The sequence below is a fragment of the Nocardiopsis sp. MG754419 genome (assembly GCF_018207095.1).
Classification (GTDB): Bacteria; Actinomycetota; Actinomycetes; order Streptosporangiales; family Streptosporangiaceae; genus Nocardiopsis.
Genome location: NZ_QOCZ01000071.1, coordinates 25,486 through 49,584, shown reverse-complemented (window position 1 = coordinate 49,584; position 24,099 = coordinate 25,486). Strand labels below are relative to the sequence as shown.

Annotated in this window: 22 protein-coding genes; 9 read left to right on the top strand and 13 right to left on the bottom strand. The window is 71.7% G+C overall.

Annotation, left to right across the window (positions count from 1 at the left end; all coding sequences use genetic code 11):
* The 4 genes from DSY14_RS15445 to fahA form a co-directional block, all read left to right on the top strand.
* Positions 1-1,648: FAD-dependent monooxygenase (locus tag DSY14_RS15445; protein WP_249187938.1), on the top strand; the 1,648-nt coding region annotated here is incomplete at its 5' end.
* Between the two features lie 118 nt (positions 1,649-1,766).
* Complete coding sequence (locus DSY14_RS15440) at positions 1,767-2,975, top strand: homogentisate 1,2-dioxygenase (RefSeq protein WP_211717261.1); 1,209 nt, start codon at positions 1,767-1,769, stop codon at positions 2,973-2,975.
* Entirely contained in the window at positions 2,972-3,802 is an 831-nt protein-coding gene (locus DSY14_RS15435; RefSeq protein WP_211717260.1) for a hypothetical protein, read from the top strand. The genes DSY14_RS15440 and DSY14_RS15435 overlap by 4 nt, the downstream gene beginning before the upstream one ends.
* Positions 3,803-3,823: 21 nt before the next feature.
* On the top strand, positions 3,824-5,035 hold the full coding sequence (fahA, locus tag DSY14_RS15430) for a fumarylacetoacetase (RefSeq protein WP_211717259.1): 1,212 nt from the start codon (positions 3,824-3,826) through the stop codon (positions 5,033-5,035).
* A gap of 68 nt (positions 5,036-5,103) precedes the next feature.
* On the opposite strand, the gene DSY14_RS15425 is transcribed toward fahA, so the two are convergent.
* From DSY14_RS15425 to DSY14_RS15415, 3 genes are read right to left on the bottom strand one after another with little or no spacing between them, the layout of a single operon-like run.
* On the bottom strand, positions 5,104-6,174 hold the full coding sequence (locus tag DSY14_RS15425) for an iron chelate uptake ABC transporter family permease subunit (RefSeq protein WP_211717258.1): 1,071 nt from the start codon (positions 6,172-6,174) through the stop codon (positions 5,104-5,106).
* Positions 6,175-6,179: 5 nt separating this feature from the next.
* Positions 6,180-7,283: an iron ABC transporter permease gene (locus tag DSY14_RS15420; protein ID WP_211717257.1), complete on the bottom strand. Its 1,104-nt coding sequence runs from the start codon at positions 7,281-7,283 to the stop codon at positions 6,180-6,182.
* A gap of 40 nt (positions 7,284-7,323) precedes the next feature.
* A complete protein-coding gene (locus DSY14_RS15415) occupies positions 7,324-8,373 on the bottom strand; it encodes an ABC transporter substrate-binding protein (protein WP_211717256.1) in 1,050 nt (349 codons plus the stop codon).
* A gap of 187 nt (positions 8,374-8,560) precedes the next feature.
* Between DSY14_RS15415 and DSY14_RS15410 the strand changes: the two genes are divergently transcribed.
* Positions 8,561-9,358 (top strand): AraC family transcriptional regulator, encoded by a 798-nt coding sequence (locus tag DSY14_RS15410; RefSeq protein WP_211717255.1) that lies wholly within the window; start codon positions 8,561-8,563, stop codon positions 9,356-9,358.
* 49 nt (positions 9,359-9,407) lie between these two features.
* Here DSY14_RS15410 and DSY14_RS15405 read toward each other — a convergent pair whose 3' ends face one another.
* The 3 genes from DSY14_RS15405 to DSY14_RS15395 all read right to left on the bottom strand — a co-directional run bounded on the left by DSY14_RS15405 (position 9,408) and on the right by DSY14_RS15395 (position 11,284).
* Positions 9,408-9,719: a YrhK family protein gene (locus DSY14_RS15405; protein WP_211717254.1), complete on the bottom strand. Its 312-nt coding sequence runs from the start codon at positions 9,717-9,719 to the stop codon at positions 9,408-9,410.
* Positions 9,720-9,889: 170 nt separating this feature from the next.
* Positions 9,890-10,729, bottom strand: coding sequence for a helix-turn-helix domain-containing protein (locus DSY14_RS15400; RefSeq protein ID WP_211717253.1), 840 nt, complete (start codon positions 10,727-10,729; stop codon positions 9,890-9,892).
* 141 nt (positions 10,730-10,870) lie between these two features.
* Positions 10,871-11,284: a YciI family protein gene (locus tag DSY14_RS15395; RefSeq protein ID WP_211717252.1), complete on the bottom strand. Its 414-nt coding sequence runs from the start codon at positions 11,282-11,284 to the stop codon at positions 10,871-10,873.
* Positions 11,285-11,784: 500 nt separating this feature from the next.
* On the opposite strand from DSY14_RS15395, the gene DSY14_RS15390 reads away from it, so the two are divergent.
* Complete coding sequence (locus DSY14_RS15390) at positions 11,785-12,468, top strand: DNA alkylation repair protein (RefSeq protein WP_211717251.1); 684 nt, start codon at positions 11,785-11,787, stop codon at positions 12,466-12,468.
* Between the two features lie 248 nt (positions 12,469-12,716).
* Here the strand turns inward: DSY14_RS15390 and DSY14_RS15385 are convergent, their stop codons facing one another.
* Both DSY14_RS15385 and DSY14_RS15380 read right to left on the bottom strand, forming a co-directional pair.
* Positions 12,717-13,784 carry an Rv2578c family radical SAM protein gene (locus tag DSY14_RS15385; RefSeq protein WP_211717250.1) on the bottom strand — a complete coding sequence of 356 codons (1,068 nt, stop codon included), beginning with the start codon at positions 13,782-13,784 and terminating at the stop codon, positions 12,717-12,719.
* A 259-nt stretch (positions 13,785-14,043) separates the two neighbouring features.
* Positions 14,044-15,327: a glutaminase gene (locus tag DSY14_RS15380; RefSeq protein WP_211717249.1), complete on the bottom strand. Its 1,284-nt coding sequence runs from the start codon at positions 15,325-15,327 to the stop codon at positions 14,044-14,046.
* A gap of 123 nt (positions 15,328-15,450) precedes the next feature.
* Between DSY14_RS15380 and DSY14_RS15375 the strand changes: the two genes are divergently transcribed.
* On the top strand, positions 15,451-15,792 hold the full coding sequence (locus DSY14_RS15375) for a VOC family protein (protein ID WP_211717248.1): 342 nt from the start codon (positions 15,451-15,453) through the stop codon (positions 15,790-15,792).
* Between the two features lie 81 nt (positions 15,793-15,873).
* Here the strand turns inward: DSY14_RS15375 and DSY14_RS15370 are convergent, their stop codons facing one another.
* Positions 15,874-16,746 carry an aldo/keto reductase family oxidoreductase gene (locus DSY14_RS15370; RefSeq protein ID WP_211717247.1) on the bottom strand — a complete coding sequence of 291 codons (873 nt, stop codon included), beginning with the start codon at positions 16,744-16,746 and terminating at the stop codon, positions 15,874-15,876.
* Between the two features lie 128 nt (positions 16,747-16,874).
* Here DSY14_RS15370 and DSY14_RS15365 point away from each other — a divergent pair, with 128 nt between their 5' ends.
* Positions 16,875-17,369: a helix-turn-helix domain-containing protein gene (locus DSY14_RS15365; protein ID WP_211717246.1), complete on the top strand. Its 495-nt coding sequence runs from the start codon at positions 16,875-16,877 to the stop codon at positions 17,367-17,369.
* Positions 17,370-17,889: 520 nt separating this feature from the next.
* Here DSY14_RS15365 and DSY14_RS15360 read toward each other — a convergent pair.
* Complete coding sequence (locus tag DSY14_RS15360) at positions 17,890-18,519, bottom strand: TetR/AcrR family transcriptional regulator (RefSeq protein WP_211717245.1); 630 nt, start codon at positions 18,517-18,519, stop codon at positions 17,890-17,892.
* Between the two features lie 57 nt (positions 18,520-18,576).
* On the opposite strand from DSY14_RS15360, the gene DSY14_RS15355 reads away from it, so the two are divergent.
* Positions 18,577-19,989, top strand: coding sequence for an aldehyde dehydrogenase family protein (locus DSY14_RS15355; protein ID WP_211717244.1), 1,413 nt, complete (start codon positions 18,577-18,579; stop codon positions 19,987-19,989).
* Positions 19,990-20,067: 78 nt separating this feature from the next.
* On the opposite strand, the gene DSY14_RS15350 is transcribed toward DSY14_RS15355, so the two are convergent.
* The 3 genes from DSY14_RS15350 to DSY14_RS15340 all read right to left on the bottom strand — a co-directional run bounded on the left by DSY14_RS15350 (position 20,068) and on the right by DSY14_RS15340 (position 24,044).
* Entirely contained in the window at positions 20,068-20,790 is a 723-nt protein-coding gene (locus DSY14_RS15350) for a polysaccharide deacetylase family protein (RefSeq protein ID WP_307851236.1), read from the bottom strand.
* A gap of 220 nt (positions 20,791-21,010) precedes the next feature.
* Complete coding sequence (locus DSY14_RS15345) at positions 21,011-22,576, bottom strand: polysaccharide deacetylase family protein (RefSeq protein ID WP_211717243.1); 1,566 nt, start codon at positions 22,574-22,576, stop codon at positions 21,011-21,013.
* A 394-nt stretch (positions 22,577-22,970) separates the two neighbouring features.
* Complete coding sequence (locus DSY14_RS15340; RefSeq protein ID WP_211717242.1) at positions 22,971-24,044, bottom strand: pyroglutamyl peptidase; 1,074 nt, start codon at positions 24,042-24,044, stop codon at positions 22,971-22,973.
* Between the last annotated feature and the right edge of the window lie 55 nt (positions 24,045-24,099).

Below are 24,099 nucleotides of genomic sequence, written 5' to 3'. Positions count from 1 at the left end.
GCCCCGCGCCCCCGCCGACACCGCAGCCGACCCCGTCCTGGTGCTCGGCGCGGGGCCGGTCGGACAGACCGCCGCCCTCCTGCTGGCCCGTCGCGGGGTCCCCGTCCGCCTCATCGACGCACGCCCCGCGCGCGACGCGGTGGGATCCAAGGCCATCTGCCAGCAGCGCGACGTGCTGGACGTGTGGGAGTGGCTCGGCGGGCGGACCATCATCGACGAGGGGCTGACCTGGGACACCGCGCGCACTTTCTACCGGGAGCGCGAGCTGTTCAGCGTGCGCCTGCCCGACCCGGGCGCCTCGTCCCTGCCGTCCTTCGTCAACATCTCCCAGTCCCGCACCGAGCAGGTCCTCGACGACCTCCTGGCCCGGGCCGGCGTCACCATCGGTTGGGGGCACGAGATCACCGGGCTCGACCAGGACGAGCACGGTGTCACGGTCGAGTGCGCCACCCCGCACGGCCCGGTGCGACTGCGCGGATCGCACGCGATCTCCTGTCTGGGCGCCCACGGCGGCGTCGTCCGCGCGGCCCTGGGCGTGGACTTCACCGGCACCAGCTTCGACGACCGCTTCCTCATCTGCGACATCCGCGCCGACCTCGGTGGCTGGGAACGCGAACGCCGCTTCTACTTCGACCCCGAGTGGAACCCCGGCCGCCAGGTCCTCATCCACCCCTGTCCGGACTCGGTGTTCCGCATCGACTGGCAGGTGCCCTCCGACTTCGACCTGGCGGCCGAGGAGTCCGGCGGCCGTCTGGACGCACGGATCCGTCGGATCATCGGCGACACCCCCTACGAGATCGTGTGGCACTCGGTGTACCGCTTCCACACCCGGGTGGCCGACCGCATGCGGGTGGGACGGGTCCTGCTCGCCGGCGACAACGCGCACCTGGTCGCCCCCTTCGGCGCCCGGGGCCTCAACTCCGGTGTGCAGGACGCCGAGAACGCCGCCTGGAAACTCGCCTACGTCCGTGACGGATGGGCGGGGGAGGAACTCCTGGAGAGTTACCACACCGAACGCCACGCGGCGGCACTGGAGAACGCCGACGTCACCAGCGCCACCATGCGCTTCCTCGTCCCTCGCGACGAGGAGGAGCGGCGGGTGCGTCTGGACGTCCTCGAACGGGCCGTCACCGACGCCGAGGCCCACCCGCGGGTGGACTCCGGGCGTCTGGCCGAACCCTTCTGGTACACCGACTCCACACTCACCACGCCCTGCCCGGAACGCCCCTTCGAGGGCCGACCGCCGCGAGGAAGCGCCCCCGCGCCCTGCCCCGGCGTGATCCTGCCCGACGTGCCCCTGTCCCTGGCCGACCGGCCCGAGACGACCCGGCTGCGTCCACTGCTGCGGGAGGGCCTGACCCTCCTGGTGTGCGCCGCGCCCGATGACGGCGACGCCGCGGCCCTGCGCGACGCGGTGCACGCCGCCGCCACCGCCGCCACCCCCGCGCCGGTCGCCACGTTCCACCTGGCCGACGTGGACCCCACCGGTGCCCTGCGCCGCGCCCTGACCCCCGACCCGGGTCAGGTGTGGCTGGTACGCCCCGACGCCCACGTCGCCGCCGTGGTGGCCGGAACCGACACGGCCGCCGTGCGCGCCGCGGTCCGCACCGCACTGGGGCAGGCGGCCACCGACCCCGTCCCCGCCTGAACCCGAGCGCCCGGCCGGATGCGGTCGGGCGACCCGGACCACGGTCCCGAACCGGATACCGACGATCAGGAGCGGCCCCGCCCGGCACGGTCGGGGACCCACGACAGAGGAGGCTTCCATGGCGCACTACCGCAAGGTCGGCGACGTGCCCCGCACCCGCCACACCCAGCACCACAACCCCGACGGCGGCCTGTACTACGAGGAGCTCATGGGCGAGGAGGGCTTCTCCGCCGACTCCTCCCTGCTGTACCACCGCGCCATCCCGTCGGCCATCGTCGACGCCGCCGAATGGCAGGTCCCCGACCAGTCCCGTGGGCGCAACGCCCCGATGATCCCGCGCCACCTCAAGCTCCACGACCTCTTCCAGGGGCAGGACTGGAAGGCCGCCGACGTCGTCGAGTCGCGCCGACTGGTCCTGGGCAACGACGACGTGCGCATCTCCTACGTCGTCGCCGGAGCCCCCTCGGAGCTGTACCGCAACGGCATCGGTGACGAGTGCGTCTACATCGAGTCCGGCACCGGCCGGGTGGAGACCGTCTTCGGCGTGCTGGAGGTGGGCCGCGGCGACTACGTGATCCTGCCGCGCGCCACCACGCACCGCTGGGTGCCGACCGGTGACGAACCCCTGCGCGCTTACGCCATCGAGGCCAACAGCCACATCGCCCCGCCCAAGCGCTACCTGTCCCGCTACGGACAGTTCCTGGAGCACGCCCCCTACTGCGAACGCGACCTGCGCGGCCCCGAGGGCCCGCTGTTGGCGGAGGGCGAGAACGTCGACGTGCTCATCAAGCACCGCGGCGACGGGCCCGGCGGCATCTCCGGCACCCGCTACACCTATCCCACCCACCCGTTCGACGTCGTGGGCTGGGACGGCTGCCTCTACCCGTACGTGTTCAACGTCGACGACTTCCAGCCCATCACCGGGCGCGTCCACCAGCCGCCGCCCGTGCACCAGGTGTTCGAGGGCCACAACTTCGTCATCTGCAACTTCGTGCCGCGCAAGGTGGACTACCACCCCGGCGCCATCCCGGTGCCCTACTACCACTCCAACGTGGACTCCGACGAGGTCATGTTCTACTGCGGCGGCGACTACGAGGCCCGCAAGGGCTCCGGCATCGGTCAGGGCTCCATCTCCCTGCACCCGGGCGGACACTCCCACGGTCCCCAGCCCGGTGCCTACGAGCGCAGCGTCGGGGTCGAGGCCTTCGACGAGCTCGCCGTCATGGTCGACACCTTCCGCCCCCTGGACCTGGGAGAGGGCGGTACCGCCGTGGACGACGGCGTCTACGCCTGGACGTGGGCCCAGGGTCGGAGGAAGCGCCCATGAGCGACGTCCTCTTCCGCGCCCTGTTCGACGACGCCGCGCTGTTCCCGCCCGGGAACGCGCCCATGGGCGAGGCGCTGTCCGCGCACCGCGCGCACCGGGAGAGCGGGCGCGCCCGTTACGTGGGGCCCTTCCTGGTCTCCGACGGGCGCGTCGACGAACTGCGCGCCCTGCTGGCCGGGACCGGACCGGCACCGGAGCCGCTCGACCTGGTGGTCACCGTCCCCGGCGGCGCGGCCGACGCGCCGGCCGCGATCGCGGCGGTGGGCGAGGACCGGGCCCTGCACCTGGTCGGTCTGGAGGTCGCCGCCGCCCCGGGTGAGGCCGCCGACACCGCCGCCGCGCTCGACGCGGCCCTGCCGCCCGGCGCGATCGGCTACGTGGAGGTGGCCCGCGGCACCACCGCCGCCGTCGACATCGCCTCACTGGTCGGCACCGGTGCCAACGCCAAGTTCCGCACCGGGGGAGTACGGGCCGAGGCCCACCCCTCCGAGGACGAACTCGCGGCCCTGCTGTCGGCGGCGATCACCGCCGGAGTGCCGTTCAAGTGCACGGCGGGACTGCACCACGCCGTGCGCCACACCAGCGCCGAGGGCTTCGAACAGCACGGATTCCTCAACGTCCTGCTGGCCACCCGGTCCCTCCTGGACGGAGGGGCGGACACCGACGCCGCGGCGCTTCTGGCCGACCGGGACGGCCGGGCCCTGGCCGCCCGCGCGGTGGCCCTGTCCGACATCGAACAGGCCGACGTGCGGGCCCGGTTCCGTTCCTTCGGTACCTGCGACATCACCGAGCCCCTGGAGGACCTCACCGTCCTCGGGGTGCTCTGAGCACACGAGAAAGCGAGACCCATGCCCGACAGCTGGCTCGACATCGCCCCCGACGCGCAGTTCGGTCTGGCGACCCTGCCCTACGGGGTGTACACCGTCGACGGCGGTGAGCCCCGCGTGGGCGTGGCCGTCGGCGACCACGTGCTGGACCTGGGGGCGGTGGCCCGCGCCCAGGACGCCCCGTTCGCCGACGCCGTCGGCGGACCGAACCTGGACGCCCTGCTGGCCGCCGGGCGGCCCGTGTGGGACGCGGTCCGCCGTAGCCTGACCACCTGGCTCACCGACCCCGCCCACGAGGAGACGGTCCGTCCCCACCTGGTGGACCGTGCCTCGGTGCGCCTGCACCTGCCGTTCACCGTGGCCGACTACGTGGACTTCTACGCCTCCGAGCACCACGCCACCAACGTCGGTCGCATCTTCCGGCCCGACCAGGAGCCACTCACCCCCAACTGGAAGCACCTGCCCATCGGCTACCACGGGCGTTCGGGAACCATCGTGGCCTCCGGCACCGACATCGCCCGCCCCTCCGGCCAGCGCCGACCCCCCACCGATGCCACGCCGACCTTCGGGCCGTCGGTGCGACTGGACATCGAGGCCGAGGTGGGCTTCGTGGTCGGCACCTCCAGCCCCATGGGAGGGCGGGTGGCCGTCGACGACTTCGCCGACCACGTGTTCGGGGTGTTCCTGCTCAACGACTGGTCCTCCCGCGACCTCCAGGCCTGGGAGTACGTTCCGCTGGGTCCGTTCCTGGGCAAGTCGTTCGCCACGTCCGTCTCGCCGTGGATCGTTCCGGTCGCCGCCCTGGAGGCGGCGCGTGTGGAGCAGCCCGCCCAGGACCCTGAGCCGCTGCCCTACCTCGCCGGAAGCCGCTCCTGGGGCCTGGACCTGCGACTGGAGGTGCGGCTGAACGGGCACGTGGTGTCGCGGCCACCGTTCGCGCTGATGTACTGGACCGCGGCCCAGCAGTTGGCGCACATGACCGTCAACGGCGCGTCCCTGCGCACGGGCGACGTGTTCGCCTCCGGTACCGTCAGCGGCCCGGAGGTGGCCCAGCGCGGCTGCCTCCTGGAGTTGACCTGGTCCGGCAAGGAGCCGCTCACTCTGCCCGACGGCACCGAGCGCACCTTCCTGGAGGACGGCGACGAGGTCACCATCACCGCCACGGCGCCGGGACCAGACGGCACCCGGGTGGACTTCGGTGAGGTCACCGGGCGCATCCTCCCCGCGACGTAGCCGGATCGCGCCGTGGGAGGGGCGCGCACCGCCCCTCCCACGGTCGCCGCCGTCCCGGACACCGGCGGCTACCTCCGGGCCTCGCGCACCAGGAGCCGGATCAGGTACAGGCCGCCCAGACACACGGTGACGAGACCGACCGGGACGGGACGGTAGACCTGGGAGAGCACCAGGGAGAGCAGGTGCGCACCGGCCAGCAGCGCCGCCCCCATCGCGGCGGCCGACAGCAGCCCCACACCCGGTGTACGCGTCAGGCGCCGGGCGAGCTGCGGGGCGACCAGGGCGACGAACCCGATCGGGCCCGCGGCGGCGGTCACCAGCGCCGTGGTCGCCACCCCCGTCACCAGCAGCCCCAGCCGGGCCGGTCCAGGGCGGGCCCCCTGGGTCACGGCGGCGTCGTCGCCCAGTTCCAACCTGCGCAACGACGGGGCCAGCGCCGTCGCCGCGAGCGCGACGAGCGCCGCGATCACCAGGGCCGGCGTCATACCGTCCCACGTCACCCGCGTGACCGAACCCGCCCCCCAGAAACCGACGGTCATCGCGTCGTCGATGTCGGCCCGGGTGATGAGGAAGGCGTTGACCGATCCCAGCATCGCGGAGACGCCGATCCCGACGACGATGAGCCGGAACCCCTGGACGCCCCGGCGGTAGGCGAGCAGGTAGACGGCGAACGCGGTGGTCAGACCGCCCAGCAGTGAGGCCGAGGCGATCGACCAGTAGCCGCCCGAGCCGACCACGAGCAGGGTCAGGACGACGGCCGTGTAGGAACCGGCGTCGAAACCGATCACGTCCGGGGAGCCCAGGGGGTTGCGGGTCAGCGACTGGAAGATCGCGCCGCCCACGCCCAGGAGCGCACCGAAGACGACCACCGCGACGGCCACGGGAAGCCGCCACGCGACCACGATGGTCCGGTGGAAGGCCTCCCCGCCGCCGGTGAGCGCCGCACCGACCTCGGGCACGGTCAGGGGGTAGTCGCCGATCCCGAGGGCCCCCACCGCGACCCCGGCCGCGAGGGCGAACAGCAACACCGTGATCGTCAGCGAACGGAGCGGGATCCGCGCGGAGAAGGAGCGGGTCCGCACCGTGCGGGTCGCGTAACCGAAGTCCACGCGGGGCGGTGGTCCCTCGGATCGGGCCATGGTGGTCACAGTCCGCTCGCCCTCCTCGCGCGCACCAACGCGATCAGCACCGGAGCGCCGACGACGGCGGTGACGATGCCGACCTCGACCTCCGAGGGGCGGGCGACCAGCCGGCCCAGCACGTCCGCCGCCAGGACCAGGACCGCCGCGGCCGGGGCCGAGCAGGCGATGATCCAGCGTTGGTCCGGGCCGACGAACCACCGCACCACGTGCGGGACCATGAGCCCCACGAAGGCCAGACCACCGGTCAACGCGGTCGCCCCGCCGGCCAACAGGGTCACGGCCACGATCCCCAGGACACGCGTGCGCACCACCCGGACACCCAGGGACGAGGCCAGGTCGTCGCCCAGGGCGAGGGAGTTCAGGGGCCGGGAGAGCAACAGGGCCAGAAGCATCCCCGTCGCCAGGAACGGCAGCACCGCGAGGGTGTCGTCGAGGCTCACACGGGCGATGGATCCCAGACCCCAGGTGCGCACGGACCGGAAGGTGTGCTCGTCGATGAGGGTGAGGAACGTCGAGAATCCCGTGAGGACGGCCCCCAGGGCGACCCCGGCGAGCACCAGGGTGACCGGTCGGGCCGGACCGCGCCCGGCGGAGCCGATCAGGTACACGAGCACGGTCGCGACCGCCGCGCCCGCGAAGGCGCACCACACGTAGCCACCCATCCCCGTGAGGCCGAGGAGGCCGACCCCGAGGGTGACCGCGAACCCCGCACCCGCGTTCACGCCGAGGATGCCCGGATCGGCGAGAGGGTTGCGGGTCAGCGCCTGGATCAGCGCGCCCGCCATGCCGAAGGCCGCGCCGACGAGCACGCCCACCACGGTGCGCGGGACGCGCAGCGTCCACACGATGAGGTCGGCCTCCGCGCCGTCGCGCCGCCACAGACCCCACCACACCTGGTCGAGGGTGAGCGGGTTGGTGCCCCACGCCAGACTCGCCGTCCCGGCCGAGGGCAGCGCGACCAAGAGCAGCAGTACGCCGACCGTACGGCCCAGGGCCCGGTGCCGTCCGCCGCGCGGTGGGGGCTCCGGGCGCGACGACGGTCCGGGAGCGGGGCTCGCTCGCCCCGCCCCCGCCGTACCGGCCGCCTCCGGGGGTACCCGTGTCATCAGGAGTCCTCGTTCCGCCGGTGCCGTCCCCGTCCTGCGCTCAGGGGAGCTCCACCTCGTCGACCCAGTCGGCGATCGCGCCCATGGCCCAGGGCAGGCTCAGGGCGCTGGCGCCACGGCGCAGCACCCAGGTGGCGTTGCCACCGGAGTCGGCCTGGTCGGACAGGACGGAGACGTAACGCCCCTCCTCGACCGGCGGTAGCGCCTGGAAGAGGTCCATCTCCTCGCGCGCGTCACGGTCGGCCGCGTTGTTGTAGAACACGACCAGCATGTCGGCGTCCAGCAGCGCGATCTGTTCGTCGGAGACCCCGGCGTCGTCGACGAAGTGCTCCGCGAGCGGGTTCGGCGCGAACCCCAGACGCCCGACGATCTCCTCGGCGGTGCCATCGGTCACGGTGTAGTAGTCCATGCCGGTCTCGGTGTAGTCGTAGGCGATGGTGATCGTGCTGCCGGAGACGTCCCCCACCTCCTCGGCCGCGGCGTCGATCTCCTGCTCGGCCCGGGCTATCGCCTCCTCGGCGGCCTCACCGAGGTCGAGGGTGCGACCGATGAGCCGCTGGGTCTCCCGCCAGTCGATCCGGTCGCCGGGGATCTGCTCCTCGTTATCCAGGACGGGCGCGATGTCGGTCAGCTTCGCGAAGTCGGCCTCGTCGTGGACGCCGTTGGTGGCCACGATGAGGTCGGGGTCGGCCGCGGCGATGCCCTCGAAGTTGATCGGGTCCTTGCGCGTGGCGGTGTCCACGACCTCGATCCCGGACTCCCACCCCCGGTCGCGCCATTCCCAGTCCTCGTCGGAGAGGGCGTACACCGGGGTCGCGCCGATCGCTTCGAGCGCGTCCACGTTGGGGGAGAAGCCGAGGACCGCGACCCGTTCGGGGCGTTCCTCCAGGACCGATTCCCCGGCCCAGGTCGTCAGGGTCAGGGGATACTCCGTGTCCCCCTCGGGGGCGGGGAGGTGCGCGCCGGAGCCCGCGTCGGTGCTCTCGGCGGCCGGGTCGTCGGGTGCGCCGCAGCCCATCAGGGCGAGCAGGGTCGCCGAGGCGATCGCGGTCAGTGCTCGTCGCCGGGTTGGGGACAGGGCGATGCTCATGGGGTCCTCTCAGGGGTCGGTGGACGGACGCTCGAGGCCGGGCCGAGGGACGGACGTGGCCGAGCGGGACACCGTTCCCGGTTAGGTTAGGTAAACCTAGCCTTCTTGAGGGTGCAGTTTTCGACAGCATGGGCGCAGTTCACGGCAACGTGGACGCGCCGGTGCCGTCACCGAACAGGTGGGAGCCATGCCGAAGTCACCAGCGCGCGCGTCGGTACACGGGTCGTCGACTCCGGGGCCCGACACCGACCCCGGCTCGCTCTGGCGCGTCCACCTGCCATCCGTCTCCCTGGACGGGCTTGTGGAGGACGACAAGCACCTGTTGCTGTGGCAGGCCCGCGGTGCGTCGGACTTCGTCGTCGAGGACGAGCCCCGGTCGCTGAAGGTCGGCCAGGCGCTGTGGGTTCCGGCACGCACCCGCCACTCCTTCACCGTCCAGGCGGATTCTGTGCTGTTGCCGATGTTCTTCGAGGCGGCGATGACCGCCACCACCCTGCGCGGGCCCACCGTCATCACCGTGGACCGGGACCTGCGCACGCTCTTCCTCGGGTTCATCCAGGCGAGCTACAGCCGGATCCGGCCCGACGTGAACATCGCACGCCAGATCCTCGCCCTGATCGAGGAGCGGCCGGTCCTGGTCACCGACCTGCCGCTACCGACCACCGAGTCGGCCCTCATCGTCGCCGAGTCCCTGCTGTTCAACCCCGGTGACGACCGCGGGGTGGACGCACTCGCCGCATCCGCGCACGCGTCCGTCCGCACCATCGAACGCGCCTTCCTCGCCGAGACCCACATGACCCTGCGACGGTGGCGGATCCGCAACCGCATGGAGGCCGCCGGCATCCTGCTGCGCTCGCACACGACCCTCGACGCCGTGGCCCGCCGGGTGGGCTACACCGACACCAGTGCCTTCCGTCGCGTGTTCAAGGGCCATTTCGGGATGACCCCGAGCGCGTACGTCGCCCGTTTCCGCGCCGCCCGCTGAGAACGGGACCGGGGCGCGCCCGTGCCGGTCGGATCGACGGCGGCGGAGCTCAGAAGTCCATCGAGGCCTCCGGCGGCAGGCCGGAGGGGCGATGGCGGGCACGTGCGCGGTTGAGGTGGAACTGGCGGCCCAACCGGATGAGCGGCCGGATCAGCAGCTCCACGCTGCCCGCCAGGAAACACCAGGTCCCCGCGGTCGACCACGCGGGGAAGAAGAACATGATGCTGCCGGCGATGAACCACAGGGCGACCAGGATGTCGTTGATGATGCTGAGGGACGCGTAGCGTCGCCGGAGGGCCATCTCCTCACGGCCGATACGCGCGATCAGCGGTCGTTCGTGTTCGTGTTCGTGCCCGGGCATCCTCGGCTCCCTCTCGCCGGCGCGTCCTCACCCCGCACGTCCATCATGTGGGCGCGGGGGCGCCCGGCCCGGTCAGACGCGTTCCTCGGTGCGTCGCCCCGGGGCGACGACCGGGTCTTCCCCCGTTCCCCTCCTCCGTCTCCGAGACCTCCGGGTGGTGCCGGGGCGGTTCAGGAAAGTCGCGTCGACGGGGGCATCCGCGCCGAGAGCGTGCCGAGCAGGCCGAGCGCCTCGGCGCTGGGACCGCCGGGCTCGGCCTGGTAGCAGAGCAACTGCCGTCCCGGCGCCTCGGCGATGTCGAAGGTGTGCATGCGCAGGGTCATCGCACCCACGGTCGGATGCACGAAGCCCTTGACCTCGGAGCGTTTTCCGCGGGCACGGTTCTGTTCCCACAGGCGCGCGAACTCGGGGCTGTCGCGGAGCAGGCGATCGATGAGGGAACGGATGCGCGGATGGTCCGGCGCCCGCCCCTCGGACAGGCGCAGGCCGGCCACCGAGTTCTCCGCGGCGCTCCACCAGTCGGCGTAGAACCCGCGGGAGTCGGGGTCCAGGAACACCTTCTCCAGCAGGTTGCGGCTGACGGGGAAACCGCAGAAGAGAGCGTCGCCCAGCACGTTGCACGCGAGCACGTCGTAGGCGGCGTTGACGATGAGCGCGGGGGTCCCCGCCCAGGAGTCCATCAGCCGCAGCAGGTGCGGATCGACGTGCCGCGGGCTGAGATCGGCACGCGGTCGAGGAGCGAGCCCGGCCAGGCGGTACAGGTGTCCGCGACCGTCGTCGTCGAGGTCGAGCGCGTCGGCGAGCCGGTCGAGCACCCGCGCGGACGGGCCCGTCTCCCGGCCCTGTTCGAGACGGATGTAGTAGTCGACGCTCACGTCGGCGAGCATCGCGACCTCCTCGCGGCGCAGGCCGGGCACGCGCCGCCGGGAGGTGCCGCGCAGTCCCACGTCCTCGGGTCGGGTCGCCGCACGACTCGCCCGCAGAAAACCCGCCAGGGATGGTGCAGTCATGGTGCGACGCTACCTCGGACCCTCGGCGGCGGGGAGGGTGTGGCGCACCCGGGTTCCTGTCCGCGGGGCCCTCCCACCGACGCGCGGGGCCGCCGGGCCCCGCGCGCGGCGCGTCCTCGCGCCACGGCCGTCGCCCGGGGCTCAGAACGTCGGGTCGTCCATCTCCTCCGAGATCGGTCGTACGTCGACCCACTCGCCCTCGAACCCCGGCCGGACCAGATCGGCGGCGATCTCGGTGGCCCGGTCGAAGCTCGCGCATTCCACGACCGTGTATCCGGCCAGGACCTCCACGTTCGCGGGATAGGGGTTCTCGGAGACCCGCGTGGCACCGTCGCGCAGCGTGACCCGTCGCGCGTGCGCCGGCGGGGTGAGACCCCGGGCCTCCACCAGTTCACCGGAGTCGGCCAGCCCCTGGTGGTACTCCTGCATGAACGTGGTCATCTCCCGGACCCACTCGGGCCCCACCCGCCGTTCCTCGGGCTGGTCGGGAACGTCTTGGCCGGCCATCATGGCGATGTCGTTCTGCGTGGCGTACAGCATGATCAGGTATTTCATGGTCATCGATCCTTCCCCGAAACTCCTGTGAGGCCCCGCCGAACCACCGATGGCCGCCTCGCGGATCGCGCGGCCGTCGGCGTCGGGCGCGCCGAGCGGCACCGTTCCCGCGCCTCGGTCTCCGTGTGCGCCCGCGGGCACCCGGCCCGACGGCGCCCGGGTGCGCCTCGTGAACGGGCCCCGGTGCGCGCCCGGGGCCGCTCCATCGGCCGGGCACAGAGGGCCCACCCGTTCCGGGATGATGCCCGCGTACCGCTCGGGCCGAACCCCGAGCCCGCCCACCTTCCTCGGAGCCGGTACCGCGGGGCGGAGAAGTCGGTCGCCTCCGCCCCGCATCGGTGCCCGATCCCGTCCTCGCGCGGCAAGGGTCTCGGTGGCATGCGCGCCGACGTGATCGCGAGCGACGACGGCCGGAACCCGCGCGTGTGGTCACCACGCTCGCCCGTGGAGTGTCGTGGGCCCGGCGTAGTGTGGATCTCGCGCACGGGGGAGGGGTCGCGATGGGCGAGACGACGGTGGTCGAGGTCAGGGCGGAGCTCGCCGCTCTGGAGGATCCGAGGATCCGTGAGGTCAACCGCAGGCACGGTGACGATCACGGGGTGAACCTCACCTCGTTGCGGGCCATGGCCCGACGGCTCAAGAAACAGCCGGAGTCGGCACGTGACCTCTGGGCGACCGAGGACGCCGCGGCCCGGCTCCTGGCGATCCTCATCGCGCGTCCGAAGACCTTCCCCCGCGAGGAACTCGACACCATGCTGCGTGAGTCCGGCACCCCGAAGGTGCAGGACTGGCTCCTCACGTACGTGGTGAAGAAGAGCCCGCACGCCGAGGAACTGCGGTTGGCCTGGTGGGCCGACCCCGACCCCGTGGTGGCCGCCGCCGGGTGGTCGCTCACCTGCGCACGGGTGGTGAAGGAGCCCGAGGGCTTGGACCTCCCCGGCCTGCTCGACGTCATCGAGGCGCACATGCGGGACGCCCCGGACCGTCTCCAGTGGGCGATGAACACCTGCCTGGCGCAGATCGGGATCGAACACCCCGAACACCGTGCCCGCGCCCTCGACATCGGTGAGCGTCTGCGGGTCCTCGAGGACCATCCGACCCCACCCGGTTGCACCTCACCGTTCGCGCCCGTCTGGATCACCGCGATGGTGGGCCGTCGTGGGGACGCCGCGACGGCCTCCTGAACGGGGCCCGGTACCGGTATGGGTCCCTCCGCGTCGCGCCCGTATGAATCTACGATGTCAAGGTGGCGGTTCCGAGCCTCGCCCCGCAGCGGCTGTCGACGCACGGAAGCGCCGATCCCGGACCTCGGGTGCCCGTTCGTCGAGGTCGCGCGCCCCGTGCGTGGGCGCGGGCCGCGGGCTTGGAACGCCTGTCTCCTCGCTGCTCCGGCCCCCCTGTCACCGACGGACCGCCGCGCGGTCGCGCCGTCTCAGACCCCGGCCATCGGCAGGTCCAGGGGAAGCTGCGCGTCCTCGGCCGGCTCCCTGCGGCCGGCGTCGCGCGGGGAGCCGGGCCGGTTGAGGCCGTGACGTGCGGCGATCTCTCGCACCGCCGTGGTGACGATGCGTTGGTAGGAGGCGCGGGCGTAGGAACCGTGACCGTAGAGTTCCCGGTACAGCGGGAGCAGGCGGGGGTGTTCTCGCTCCAACCACGCCCGGTACCACTCGCGGGCACCCGGGCGCAGGTGCAGCACGATGGGGGTCACCCGGGTCGCGCCCGCCGCGGCGATGGCGGCGACGGTGCGTTCGATCTGTTCGACCGAGTCGGTCAGGCCGGGCAGGATCGGCGCCATCAGCACCGAACACGTCAGGCCCCGGTCGGACAGACGACGCACCACCCCCAGGCGCGCGCGGGCGGAGGGGGTACCCGGCTCCACGGTGCGGCGCACCTCGTCGTCGACCGACCCCACCGACACCGCCAGGCCCACCTCGGTGACGCGTGCGGCCTGTTCGAGCAGGTCGAGGTCGCGCAGGATCATCGTGCCCTTGGTGAGGATGGAGAACGGGTTGGCGGCGTCGCGCAGGGCCGCGATGATCTGCGGCATCAGTCGATAGTGCCCCTCGGCCCGCTGGTAGGGGTCGGTGTTGGTGCCCATGGCGATGTGCTCGCCCCGCCAGGAGGGGCGGGCCAACTGCGCGCGCAGCAGTTCTCCGGCGTTGGTCTTGACCAGGATGCGGGTGTCGAAGTCCCGGCCGCTGTCCAGGTCCAGGTACTCGTGGGTGCGCCGGGCGAAGCAGTACACGCAGGCGTGGGCGCACCCGCGGTAGGGGTTGATGGTCCAGCGGAACATCGGGTCCGCGCCGGGGACGCGGTTGATGATGGAGCGGGCCCGGATCTCGATGGCGAGCGCCTCACCGTCCTGACCCGCCCGGATGGGGTCGGGGGAGGGCGTGGCCAGGCCCGCCCGCCCGGTGCCTCGATCGGGTGGGGTGAGGGGTGCCTCGAACAGTGAGGTCTGTTCCGTCGTGCCGTCTTCTCGCAGGTTCTCCCAGCGCATGATGCGATTCGAACATGTTTTCGAACGTCTGTCCAGTCCTGCGACGGAGCGGGGGATGTGGGTCGCCCGCGCAGGGCGGGAGCCCGTGTCTCGGGCCGGAGGCCTCCTCGGGCACGGGGGACGGGACGCGTTCTCCGCAGACCGGCGAGGGGCGGGGGAGGCGCGAGCCGCCCCCATCGCGGGCGCCCAGGGTTCCCTTCTCGCGGTCCGGCGCCCGAGCACGGGCCGTAACGCGATGGAGACCCCGCAGGGACAGGGCCTAGTCGACGGCGCCGCCGCCGGCCCGCGCCAGACGTTCGACCGTCCAGCGCTCCACCTCCCGTCCCTGGCTGTCGCGGAAATCGGCCACGGTCTCCTCGGGGTCGACGAGGACGATGCGGTGCCCCTCGTCGATGAGCTTGGTCGCCATGGCCGCGGAGGTGCGGCGGGCCACGGGCAACACCTCGTCCACCCGGCTCATGTCGAAGACCACCAGGTGGGTGGGCGGCGGGTTCTCCACCAGTTCCTGCACGAGCGCCTCGATACCGCTCAGCACCATGTCGCCCTGGAGCACGTAGACCGTCGCCGGCTCGCCCTCCAACGCGGTGCTCAGCCTCTCGCGCAGGGAGGACCGGGAGGGTCGGCTCGCCTCCATCAGGTGCAGACCCAGGTCCTCCGACAACCGCTCCATCATCACCACGCCCCGGGCGCTGTTGCCGTGGGCGTCCAGACGGGGGGAGAACACCGCCACGCCCACCTGCCCGGGCAGGACCCCGATGATCCCGCCGGCCACGCCGCTCTTGGCGGGGATGCCCACCGCGGTCAGCCAGTCCCCGGCCGCGTCGTACATGCCGCAGGAGGCCATCACGCTCAGGAGGTGACGGGTGGTCCGACGACCGAACAGTCGCCGGCCGGTGTTGGGCTGCACACCAGCGTTGGCCAGGGTGGACGCCATCAGTGCCAGGTCGCGCACGGTGACGTTGACCGAGCACTGGCGGGCGTACCCCCGCACGGCCGCCGCGGGGTCCCGGGCCAGGGATCCCGAGGCGTGCAGCAGGTAGGCCAGTCCCAGGTTGCGGTCCCCGGTGGACAGCTCGGAGGCGGCCAGGTCCTCGTCGATGGTGGCGGGCCGTTCGGTCAGGGCGGAGAACAGCGCGAGCAGCCGGTCGACGACCGGCTCCTCGGTGTCGTCGATGAGGGCGTGGGTGGCGATCGCACCGGCGTTGATCATCGGGTTCTTGGGTCGACCGGTCTCGGAGTCCAGGGACAGCTCGTTGAACGCCTCGCCACTGGGTTCCACCCCGACGCGCTCCAGGATGTCCTCGAGCCCCCGGTCCTCGATCGCGAGCGCGTAGGCGAACGGTTTGGACATCGACTGGATGCTGAACTCCTGGTCGGTGTCGCCGCTCGCGTACACGGTCCCGTTCACCGTGCACAGGGCCACCGCCACGCGGTCGGGGTCGGCGGCGGCGAGTTCGGGGATGTAGTCGGCCGGGGCCCCGGAGTCGACGTGGTCGGTCCGGGCGATGATGTCGTCGAGGTAGTCGAGGATCGGAGAGCGCATCGTGTTCCCTGTGGTGGAGGCGGGGCCGTGGAGGGCATCCTTCGGCCGCGCCAAGGTTAACGTCGCCGGTGTGTCGCCGCCGGGCTGACATGCCCGGACCCACGGGCGTCCTAGGGTGGCGACATGACGGTCGATCTGTTCGCGGGCATCCCGGTCACCGACCACGCGCGGTCGCTGGACTGGTACCGCCGCCTGTTCGGAGCCGAGCCCGCGTTCCTGGCCACCGCCACCGAGGCGGTGTGGGAGATGGCCCCGCACCGATGGGTGTACGTGGAGCAGGAACTCGCCCACGCCGGCCACGCCCGCACCACCCTGCTGGTGCCGGACCTGGAGGCTCGGATCGTGGAACTCGCCGGTCGCGGGCTGGAACCGCACCGTCGCGAGGACTACGGGGGTGGGGCCGTCAAGGTCGTCTACCGTGACCCCGACGGCAACGAGTTCGGGTTCGGTCACACCCAGGAGTGAGCCCCGGCCGCGGACGGTGCGGCGACCGGTCCGGGCCCCGACACGCGGGCCCACCCCCACGACGCGTCCTCGGGCTCCGCGCTACCGGCCGATCCGATCCAGTGCGGCCAGGTCCGTGTCGGACAGCGTGAGCCCGGCGCCGGCGACGTTCGCGCGCAGGTGCGCCACGGACGAGGTTCCCGGGATCAGCAGGATGTTCGGTGACCGGTGCAGCAGCCAGGCGAGGGCCACGGACATCGGGGTCGCCGACAGTCGTGCGGCCACGTCCGAGAGCACCGAGGACTGGAGCGGGTCGAACCCGCCGAGGGGGAAGAACGGCACGTAGGCGATGCCGTCCCGGGCGAGCGCGTCGACCAGGGGGTCGTCGTGCCGGTGGGCGAGGTTGTACATGTTCTGCACGCACACGATCGGCGCGATCGACCGCGCTTCGGCGACCTGGTCCGCCGTCGCGTTGCTCACGCCGAGGTGGCGGATCAGCCCCTGGTCCCGGAGTGCGACGAGTGCCTCGAACGGTGCGGCGAGCGAGCCGTCCCGCGGCCCCGTGGCGTCACCGAGCCTCAGGTTCACCAGGTCGAGCACCTCGACTCCGAGTGTGCGCAGGTTGTCGTGGACGGCCTCGCGCACGGCCTCCGGTGTCCGGGCCGGCGGCCAGCCGCCGTCGCGGTCACGCGTGGCGCCGACCTTGGTCGCCAGGCGCAGCGACGCGGGATAGGGGCGCAGGGTCTCCGCTATCAGCCGGTTGGTGAATCGCGGACCGTAGGCGTCACTGGTGTCGATGTGGGTGATGCCGAGGTCGACCGCCTCGCGGAGCACCGCGCGTGCGCCGTCGAGGTCGGCGGGCGGGCCCATGACCCCGGGGCCGGCGAGTTGCATCGCGCCGTAGCCGAACCGAGTGACGGTCAGGTCTCCCAGGGTCCAGGTGCCGCCGGGAAGCGCGGTGGAGAGCGTGCCCATGTCCTGCCTTTCGTCGTGAACCGAGGGTGGCGTGCGACCACCCCGTCACGAGTATGGGAAAGCCGCTCTCCCGGAGGAAGTAGGTACCTTCAGGTGCGTAAGTCACTCACGGAGCACAGGAGAGGTCCATGGCCACGCTGACGGCGGCACAGAAGAGAGCTCAGGCCAAGGAGCGGTACGACGCCTTCCTGGCGGTGTGTCCCAGCCGTATGCTGCTCGACCGGATCTCCGACAAGTGGGTCACGCTGGTGCTGTGCGCACTGGGTGACGACGGCACCGGTGCTCCACGGACGATGCGCTTCTCCGAGCTGTCCCGTCACCTGGCCGGTGTCAGCCAGAAGATGCTCACCCAGACGCTGCGCTCCCTGGAACGCGACGGTCTCCTGACCCGGACGGTGACACCGACCGTGCCCGTCACGGTCACCTACGCGTTGACCGACCTCGGGCTCTCCCTGCACGTGACCATGGGTGCCGTCAAGGACTGGGCGGAGTCGTACATGGACGAGGTGCTCGTCCACCGCGCGGAACACGATGCCCGGGTCGACCGCGACCCGGCGAGCACCGGGCCCTCGGCACCTTCCACGACCAGACGCCGGGCCCCGCGGCCGAAGACCGAGTCGTGAGCCACGCGTACGACCGGGGGAGCGGGGCGACGCCGTCCCGGAGGACGTGCCCGGGGCAGGCGTCGATCGGAGCGGCCCGGCTCCAGGGCGGTGACGGGGGAGGGGCCGGGCGTGAACGCCGGACCACGCAGGCGAGGGGCCCTGAGCGCCAGGATCGTGGCCCTGGTGTCACGCCCGTTGCCCGGGAGGCGGTTCGTGCGCCGATCGGGCTCCCGACACCGTGCCTGTGAATCTACGTTGTCAAGGTGGTGGAACGATTCAATGAACTCGACCACTGCAACAACGACAAAGGAACAACGAGACCCCTCCCTGATTCATCGCCTTTTCAGGATATGATCGCTTTATAGCGATGAATAATCCCTGTTGCGCGCCGGACGCGACCCCGGGGGCGACGCGGCCGTGCTCATCGCCGGACTCGGGACGTGGTTCGGCGCCCCCGCGCTGTGGTTCGAGCGCGCCCGGGTGGTGCTGATGGCGGCCTCGCCGTGCGCGCCGGCGATCTCGGTGCCGGTGGCGGTGCTCAGCCCGGTCGGTGGCCCAGAGCCCGCAAGAGGTAGGGCAGGAGCCGGTCGGCGATGCCGTCACCGGGCTCGCGCCCCTCCGAGGCGGGGAGGAGGAAGGTGTGGCTGACCATGGGTCCGATGACCATCTCGACGACGACGAGGGGATCTTCGACCGGGGGGATCTCCCCACGGTGGACGGCTCGTTCGAGTACGGCCAGGACGCGGTCCTGCAGGGGCAGGACGAACGCCTCGAAGAGCACGTCCGCCAGGGCGCTGTTGTGGGCGGCCTCGCCCAGGACGGCCCGCAGAAGCCGGCCGGACGGTCCTTCGAGGGCGGTGGCCTTGTCGCCGAGCAGCGCCGCGAGATCGCCCGGGAGCGTACCGGTGTCGTGGTCGGGTCCGAGGTTCTCGGCCCAGGCCTGGGCCGCTCCCACGACGAGGTCCTGCTTGGAGCGCCACCGCCGGTAGAGGGTGGCGGTGGAGACACCGGCCCGCCGTGCGACGGCGGCGGTGGTCAGTCCGCTGTAGCCGTGGATCTGCAGTTCGGTGAGGGTGGCGTCCACCAGCGCGCGGTCCCGACCCGCGTCGCGGGGCCGCCCTCGTGGGGTGGCCGGTGCGGAGGTGTCGGGCACATGGTCCGTCGTCATGCGGCGAATTCTAGTCACCCCCTTGGAAACGAAACGTTTTCGTTTAGTATCTAACGCATGGCTGACACCGAGACCTCCGGCGCACCCCTCACGCTGACCACGAACATTCCGCCGATCGTGGCGCGACTGCGCGCCACCTTCGATGGAGGCCGTACCAAGCCGATCTCCTGGCGACGCGCCCAGTTGCGGGCCCTGCGCCGGATGCTCACCGAGGAGCGTCCCACCTGGGAGCGAGTCCTCAAGGACGACCTGGGCAAGCCCTCCCTGGAGGCGCACACCACCGAGATCGGTTTCGTGATCAACGAGATCGACCACGCCGTCAAGCACCTGGCCGCGTGGCTCCGGCCGCAGCGCGTGAGCGTGCCCCTGGGGTTGGCTCCGGCCCGTGCGCGTCGGGTCCGTGAACCGTTGGGTACGGTGCTCGTCATCAGCCCGTGGAACTACCCCGTCAACCTGTCCCTGACGCCTCTGGTCGGGGCGATCGCGGCCGGCAACACCGTGCTGATCAAGCCCAGTGAACTGTCCCCGGCCACGTCGGGAGCGTTGGCGAAGCTGGTGCCGCGGTTCCTGGACACCGAGGCGGTGGCGGTCGTCGAGGGTGGTGTCGCCGAGAGCACCACTCTGTTGGAGCAGCGCTTCGACCACATCCTCTACACCGGCAACGCGGCCGTGGGGCGGATCGTGATGGCGGCGGCGGTCAAGCACCTCACCCCGGTGACGCTGGAACTGGGCGGCAAGAGCCCGGCCGTGGTGGAGTCGGACGTGGACCTGGCCACGACGGCGCGTCGGTTGGTGTGGGGCAAGTTCACCAACGCGGGGCAGACCTGTGTGGCGCCGGACTACGTGTTGGCCGTGGGAGGCGCCGCGGAGCGGTTGCAGCGTGAGCTGGCGGCGGCGATCACCGAGATGTTCGGATCCGACCCCGAGCTCAGTCCCGACTACGGTCGCATCATCAACGAGCGGCACTTCGACCGCCTCAGCGCACTGCTGGGCAGCGGTGAGGTGGTGGCCGGTGGTCGCACGAACCGCGAGGCGCTCTACATCGCGCCGACGGTGCTGGGAGGTGTGGACCCGGACAGCCCGGTGATGGCGCAGGAGATCTTCGGTCCGATCCTGCCGGTCATCCCCGTCCCGGACCTGGACGCCGCGATCCGGTTCGTCAACGAGCGGGACAAGCCGTTGGCGCTGTACGCGTTCACCGACTCGGAGGTCACCAAGCGGCGGTTGATCACCGAGACGTCCTCGGGAGCGGTGGGGTTCGGGTTGCCCATCGCGCATCCGATCGTCCCGGGGCTGCCGTTCGGCGGTGTGGGCGAGAGCGGGTCGGGCGCCTACCACGCGGAGGCTTCGATCGACACGTTCTCGCACGTCAAGCCGGTGTTGGACAAATCGCTGGCCCTGGACACGATGCGGGTCGCCTACGCGCCGATCACGCGGTTCAAGGATCGGTTGCTGCGTCGGATGACCTAGGACGCCGGCCCCTGGGCGCGCGGTCCGAACACGCGAGGGAACGCCGTGATCGGGCCGCGGTGGGCGTCACCTCGGGGGTCAGTCCAGGGACCGGGCGTCGCTGTAGGCGGTGCCGGCGTCGATGTCGGAACCCATCATCTCGCTGACGGTCACGAACTCGTAGCCGTCGTCGGACAGGGTCTCCAGGACGTCGGGCACGGCCTCGACACTGGTCTCGTGGATGTCGTGGAGCAGCAGGACGCTGCCCTCGGAGGTCTCCTCGGTGGAGATGTCGAGGATCGTGTCCGGGTCGCGGTTCTGCCAGTCCAGGGTGTCGACGTCCCAGAGCATGATCGGCTTGTCGATGGTCTCGCGCGCGGTGTCGCTGAGCGATCCGTAGGGCGGGCGCATGGTGGTGGGCGCCTCCCCGGTCACGTCCTCGATGGCCCGGTCGGTGCGGTCGAGGTCGTCCTCGATCTCATCGGAGGACAGCGTGGCCAGGTCTTCGTGGTCCCAGGTGTGGTTGCCCACCTCGTGGTCTTCGTCGACCATCCGCTCGATCTCGTCGCCGTGGCCGTCGACGTTGGAGCCCAACAGGTAGAAGGTGGCCTTGGCGTCGTGTTCGTCGAGGATGTCGAGGAGTTCGTCGGTGTAGGGGCCGGGGCCGTCGTCGAAGGTCAGGGCGACGCACTTGACCTTGTCGCAGTCGGGCGCCGTGCGTTCGTCGTCGGCGCTCGCGGGGAGGGCGGTCAGGGCGAGCAGACCGGTGGTGGCCACCAACCCGCCCACCGCCGCTTTGCGCATCAAAGAGGTAACGTTCACGCGTCGAAATGTATGCGAAGGTGCGCGAGTGGGCAAAGAAAAGCCCGGCTCAGAGCCGTGAAGTGAAGAAGGACTCCTTGCCCGTCGGCGGGAATGGATTCCGGGATCGCCCGCGCACCCGTGGATGCCGCACGCGCGTGGCGGGTGCGTGGGCGCGGTGCCCCGGACCGAAAAAAAGGGGGCCGGAGCGCGATGTGCGCCCCGGCCCCCGGTCGCGACCTCAGTTGAGTCGACCGTCGGTGTGGACCTCGCCCGGCTCCATGCCCTGCAGTCCGAACAGGTCCTTGACCGTCACGAAGTGGTACCCCTGCCGGTGCAGACCGTCCAGAACCTCCGGGATGGCGTCGACGCTGGACTTGTGGATGTCGTGGAACAGCACCACGCTGCCGGCCTGGGACTCGGACAGGGCGTGGCCGGCCACCGCCTTGGTGTCCCGGCTCTGCCAGTCCATGGTGTCCACGTCCCACAGGATGAGCGGGTGGCCGGTCGCGCTGCGCACGGTGGCGTTGAGCGATCCGTAGGGCGGACGCATGGTCACCGGCGCCTCACCGGTGACGGCCTCGATGGCCTCGTCGGTGCGTGCGAGGTCCTCGCGCACCCCCTCGGCCGACATGCCGGCCAGGTCGTCGTGCTTCCAGGTGTGGTTGCCCACCTCGTGACCCTCGGCCGCGGTGCGCTCGACCACCTCGGGGAACTCGCCGACCAGCGACCCCAGCACGTAGAAGGTGGCCTTGGCCTCGTAGTCGGCCAGCATGTCCAGAAGGGCCTCGGTGTGTTCCCCGGGGCCGTCGTCGAAGGTCAGTGCCACGCACTTGAGTTCGGCGCAGTCCAGGGTGGTGCCCTCGGCCGTCGCCTCGGCGCCCAGGTCCAGGGCGTCGGGCGAGGCGTTGCCCTGCACGGCCGCGTCGCGGGCCTGGTAGCCGAGTTCGGACAGGGTCTCCTCGGCCTGTTCGGGCTCGATCGGGACCAGGGCCTCCTCGCCGCGCCCGGCTCCGGGCACGTCGGCCGGATCCATGCGCACGGCCAGACCCCCGGCGGTGCTGAACGCCAGGTCGGCCAGTGGTGAGTCGGCCCAGAGCTCGGCGACCTCCCCCGCCTGTTCGGGGTCGGTGAGGTCGGAGTCCCCCGGCGGCAGGGCCTCGCGTTCCTCGTCGGAGGCGACCGCGGTCGGTGTCGGCTCTCCCTGGGGCTCCTCCTCGTCGGCTTCGGCCTCGGTCTCCGCGTGGGCGGCGACCTCACCGATCCGACCGGGTAGGTCCTCGGTGGCGACGTCGTAGTCGTCGCGCAGGACGTCGGCCAGGTCCAAGTGGGCCTGGACCAGGGCCTGTTCGTCACGGAACAGCGAGGTCCAGGGCAGGACCTGTTCGGAGCCGCCGTCGTACCAGAGCGTGGAGGACTCGGTGTCCTCGGCGCCGGAGTCGGTGACGTTGAGACGCAGTCCGATGACGTCGGGGGATGCCGCCAGGAGTTCGGTGTCCTGGTGGAGTTCGGGGCTGCCGCCTTCGGGCAGTTCCTCAAGGAAGGCGGTCTGGCGTTCGGCCATGGCGGTGCGCACATGGAGCGAGAGCGGATGCGTCTCGCCCAGGACCGGGTATCGGTACCCGACCGTACTGTGGTCGGTCTCCACGGACACGGTACGTGTGTGCAGGTCCGGAAGGTCCGCGGAGATGAAACCGATGGCCTCGGCGTAGGGCAGGGTACTGTCCCCGGCCTGGCAGCCGGTGACCAGGATCAGACCCAGAGCGCTACCGACGGTGAGTTTTCGTCGCAGAGAGGTGTCAGCCACGGAGGGACCATATCGGAGGTCGGCGTCCGAAAGTTAAGCGCAACGCGATGACTCACACACGAAGTCGCCCCGCCGTGGAAACGCTCAGACCGCGGTCACCGGATCACGCGGCGCGCTCGTGTGCTCGGGTGTCGGCGGGCCCCACCCCCGGCGCGACCCGGGGAGGTGCCCCGGGTGGAAGGGTGCGTTCCTCGCCGTCCCACCTCGGGTCCCGAAGGCTCGCGACCACCCGGGCGCCCGAACGGCCGCGTCCCGGCCCCGGGAGGCCACGGCTGCCCTCACCACAGGGGGTTGCGCACGCGGTTCCCCTCGTTCCCGGGGAGGTCCTGTGGGCGCGCCGGGATCCGCACCACGGACCGCGTTCGGGGAAGGGCCCGAAAGAGCACGGCCCGGCCTAGTTGTTCTCCAGGGCCGCCGACACGAGCGCACGCAGCTGTTCCAGTACGGGCACGTGGTCCTCCGGTCGTGTGGTCCGGGGCAGGTGCACGTGGCCCGAACGCGCTCCGGTGCCGGTGCGATCGCGCAGCACGGTGTTGCGGTAGGCGATCTCGTTGGACAGATAGTCGCCTCCGCCGCCCCGCCGGGCGCTCGAACCCTCGCTCGGGCCCTCGGGACGCACCGACGGCCTGTCACCGCCGGAGGGCACCTCGGTCACCTCGGTGTTGGCCACGACGGCGAAGGGCCCCGTCGCGCCGGCCACCATGTGTTCCACCGGCAGGGTCGAACGCGACCACTGCGGCGCCTCACCCTCGGTCAGGGGGACGGGTCCGGTCCGGCTCACCCCGAGATTGTCCGGTCCACCACCGCGCCAGGCGCCGTTGAACACCTCCAGGTCGAAGCGCTCGGGCCGACCGCGGCTCAGGGTCAGCACCGCGTCGGCGACCCCGTGGCGGGTGGCCAGGGCCTCCTCCACCAGGCCGTCGGCGAAGTCGTCCCATCGCACCGGAAAGAGCGCGGCGCGGACCACCGCGGTCCGGTCGCCCACGGGGAAGGTCCACCCGTGAAGGTCCAGGGCCGCGGCCCCGGAGGGGTTGGAGCACTCCAGGTCCTCGTCCAGGTGGAAGGGGTCGAACCCGGTCACCACCACGCGCACCCACCGTTCGCCCGGGGGGAAGTCGAGGTCCGTGATACCGCGGGAGGTGCGTTCCCACAGGCGCAGCAGAGCGGTGTGCTCTCGTGGGGTGAGGTCGAAGGAGGGTCGCCAGGAGCGCAGTCGCGCGGACAGCGTGAGGCGGGCCCAGTACAGGGGACGGTCGTCCACAGGGCCGGTGGTGGGGGTGCGGGTGGCCTCGGTCCACAGCCGGGAGGCGTGCGAGGTGACCACTTCACGGGCCTGGTCGTAGGTGGTGGCGCCGCGCAGGTCCGCGGCGAAGAGGGGGTCGGCGGCGTCGAAACCGGACCGGGCCAACAGCCTCCGGGGGAGGGGCAGGCGGGCACGGTCCTCTTCGGGGGTGGTGTCGGTGCGCAAGGGGTGGTCTGTCTGGGTCGGGGACGGGCCCGCCGAGTCTAACGTTCGTGGGTGA